The organism is Spongiactinospora gelatinilytica (assembly GCF_003236385.1).
Taxonomy (GTDB): Bacteria; Actinomycetota; Actinomycetes; order Streptosporangiales; family Streptosporangiaceae; genus Spongiactinospora; species Spongiactinospora gelatinilytica.
On sequence record NZ_POUA01000612.1, the window covers coordinates 1 to 2,657 of the forward strand.

Here is a 2,657-nt window from a genome sequence, read left to right on the forward strand (position 1 = left end):
GTCCCAGGGCTGGGAGGGCTTCGCGGGCGGGGTGTGGGACGCCTTCCTGGAACTTGACCTCGGCGGGCCGCCCGTGCGGTGCCGGATCGACGCGGGCGCGCCGGTCCCGCCGCACGCCTGGTGGCGATGGGCGGTCAGGCGGACGGTGCGGCCCTACTCGACGTCCGGGAGGGGGCGGCTGAGCGTGGCGGTCAGGAACGTTCCGGTACGCCGTGCGGTGCGCCGGCTACTGGGATAGGCGGGCGGCATCCCGGTCGGGATCGCCGGGCTGATCGGCGTCGGGGTGACGGCGGTGGCCGGCGGCGGCCTGTTCTACGCGGTGGGACGGCGGCGTGCCCGGGCGTACGCGGCGGACTGAGCCGATGGGCGCCGGACACGGCCACGCGATCCACCGGGCGGGCGACTCGGCCGTCCACCGGCTGCCGCCGCAGTGCAAGCTGGCGGCGGCGGCCGGGTTCGTCGTCGTGGTGGTGGCCACGCCCCGGGAGCTGTTCTGGGCCTTCGCCGCGTACCTGGCGCTGCTCGCGGGCGTGGCGGCGGTGGCCGGGGTCCCGGCGGGCTTCGCGCTGCGGCGGATGGCGATCGAGGTGCCGTTCGTGGTGTTCGCGGTGGCGCTGCCGTTCAGCTGCGGTACCTGGACGTGATCGCGGGGGAGATGCGCAGGATGCGCATCTCCCGCGAGTCGCGCGGGTTCACCGCCAGGGACGTCCGGCACATCCCCGCCGTGGCGCGCTCGGCGGGCGCGTTGTTCATCAGGTCATACGAACGGGGAGAGCGCGTGTACCTGGCGATGCTGAGCCGCGGATACACCGGGACGATGCCGGTCACCGGCGACCTGACGGCGACCGGGGGACAGTGGGCGACGGCGGCCCTGCTGCCCGGCCCGGCGCTGGCCGTGCTCGTGGTGGGAGTGCTGTGAGCGACGCTCAGGGGTCGTCCGGTGGCCCGCCGTCACTGAAAGGTCACCCGGCTCGCGTACGCCTATCCTGATGGCACTCAGGCCCTCTAAGGGGTGGACCTGGCGATCGCCCGGGGCGAGCGGGTGGCGCTGCTCGGCCCGAACGGCGCGGGCAAGACCACCCTGGTGATGCACCTCAACGGCATTCTCACTCGTGGTCACGGAAGTGTCGCCGTGGCCGGGCTCCCGGTCGAACAGGGCAATCTGAAGGAGATCAGGCGGCGCGTCGGCCTGGTCTTCCAAGATCCCGACGACCAGCTCTTCATGCCCACCCCACGACCTGCCGTACGCGCTGGAGCTGTGCGAACGGGCGCTGATCCTTTCCGGCGGGGTGATCGCCGCAGACGGCCCGATCCGGGATATCCTCGCAGGCCGCGCGCTCCTCGCGGAACACCGCCTGGAGCTGCCGTACGGCTTCGCGGTCCCCGCGCCGTGAGTGCGGGATACGGTGGGATAGTAGGGCGTGTCGAGGGCGACTAGGGATGAGCACATGAAGCTACGGCTGGCACGGCACGCCGTCGGCGATGCCGTGGTGGTGGCGGTCGAGGGCGAACTCGATCTGTTCACGGCCCCTTTCCTGCGCGACGAGGTCCGTGACGCGATCAAGCAGGACGGCTCCAGGCTCGTGCTCGATCTCACCTCGCTCTCGTTCATGGACTCCAGCGGCCTTTCGGTGCTCATCGAGGCATGGCGGCTGGCGACCGGCGAGGGCGGCGGGGTCTGCCTGGCCGCGCCGCAGGCCCCGGTGGCCCGCATCCTGCGCACCACCGGCCTGGACCGGCGGATCAAGGTCTATCCCGACGTCGGCACCGCGGTGTCCACCGAGGTCTGACGGCCAAGGGCGGCCCCCGCGTAGAACTTCATTCGGTGACCGGTTATGGTCCGCTCATGGAGCTGAATGGAGTAGCAGCAATCGTCTCGGGCGGCGCGAGCGGTCTCGGTGAGGCGACCGCCCGCGACCTGGCCGCGCACGGTGCCACGGTGGTCGTGGCCGACCTCAACGAGGACCGCGGCAAGGCCGTCGCCGACGACATCGGCGGCGTGTTCGCCAGGTGCGACGTGTCCGACGAGGACCAGGTCACCGCTGCCGTCGACGCCGCGGTCGCCACCGGAAGGCCGCTGCGCGCGGTGGTCAACAGCGCCGGCATCGGCTGGGCGGCCCGCACCGTCGGCAAGGACGGCTCGCCGCACGACCTGGCGGCCTACCGCAAGGTGATCGACGTCAACCTGGTCGGCACCTTCAACCTGATGCGCCTCGCGGCCGCCGCCATCGCCAAGACCGAGCCCGCCGACGAGGACGGCCAGCGCGGCGTGGTGATCAACACCGCCTCGGTGGCCGCGCTGGAGGGACAGACCGGTCAGATCGCCTACTCCGCCTCCAAGGGCGGCATCGTCGGCATGACCGTGCCCGCGGCGCGCGACCTCGCGGTGATCGGCGTACGGGTCAACACCGTCGCCCCCGGCATCATCGACACCCCGATCTACGGGTTCGGCGGCGGCGACGTGGACGCCTTCAAGGCCCGGCTGGTCGCCCCGGTCGTGTTCCCCAAGCGGATGGGCCGGCCGGCCGAGTTCGCCCACCTGGTGCGCTCCCTGATCGAGAACGACTACGTCAACGCCGAGGTCGTGCGCTTCGACGGGGGCATCCGCTTCCAGCCCAAGTGACCGTGTGACCGTTCTTCCCGCCCTGCCTTCCCAC

General features: G+C 72.0%; 6 protein-coding genes. All 6 read left to right on the plus strand.

Translation table 11 applies throughout. The features are described from left to right. Window positions 1–238, plus strand: a 238-nt coding sequence (locus C1I98_RS42280; RefSeq protein ID WP_158558380.1) for a hypothetical protein, incomplete at its 5' end; no start/stop codon positions are given. 124 nt (window positions 239–362) lie between these two features. Further along, the gene (locus tag C1I98_RS44745) at window positions 363–644 is read left to right on the plus strand and encodes a hypothetical protein (RefSeq protein WP_233508531.1); all 282 of its coding nucleotides are present in this window, start codon (window positions 363–365) and stop codon (window positions 642–644) included. After that, window positions 641–919 carry a CbiQ family ECF transporter T component gene (locus C1I98_RS44750; RefSeq protein ID WP_233508532.1) on the plus strand — a complete coding sequence of 93 codons (279 nt, stop codon included), beginning with the start codon at window positions 641–643 and terminating at the stop codon, window positions 917–919. Before C1I98_RS44745 ends, C1I98_RS44750 begins: the two co-directional genes overlap by 4 nt. Before the next feature lie 123 nt (window positions 920–1,042). After that, window positions 1,043–1,438 (plus strand): ATP-binding cassette domain-containing protein, encoded by a 396-nt coding sequence (locus C1I98_RS37665; RefSeq protein ID WP_233508533.1) that lies wholly within the window; start codon window positions 1,043–1,045, stop codon window positions 1,436–1,438. A 10-nt stretch (window positions 1,439–1,448) separates the two neighbouring features. Then, window positions 1,449–1,790 carry an STAS domain-containing protein gene (locus C1I98_RS37670; RefSeq protein ID WP_111172024.1) on the plus strand — a complete coding sequence of 114 codons (342 nt, stop codon included), beginning with the start codon at window positions 1,449–1,451 and terminating at the stop codon, window positions 1,788–1,790. Window positions 1,791–1,846: 56 nt separating this feature from the next. After that, window positions 1,847–2,623, plus strand: a complete 777-nt coding sequence (locus tag C1I98_RS37675) for an SDR family NAD(P)-dependent oxidoreductase (protein ID WP_111172025.1) — start codon at window positions 1,847–1,849, stop codon at window positions 2,621–2,623. Window positions 2,624–2,657: the final 34 nt, after the last annotated feature.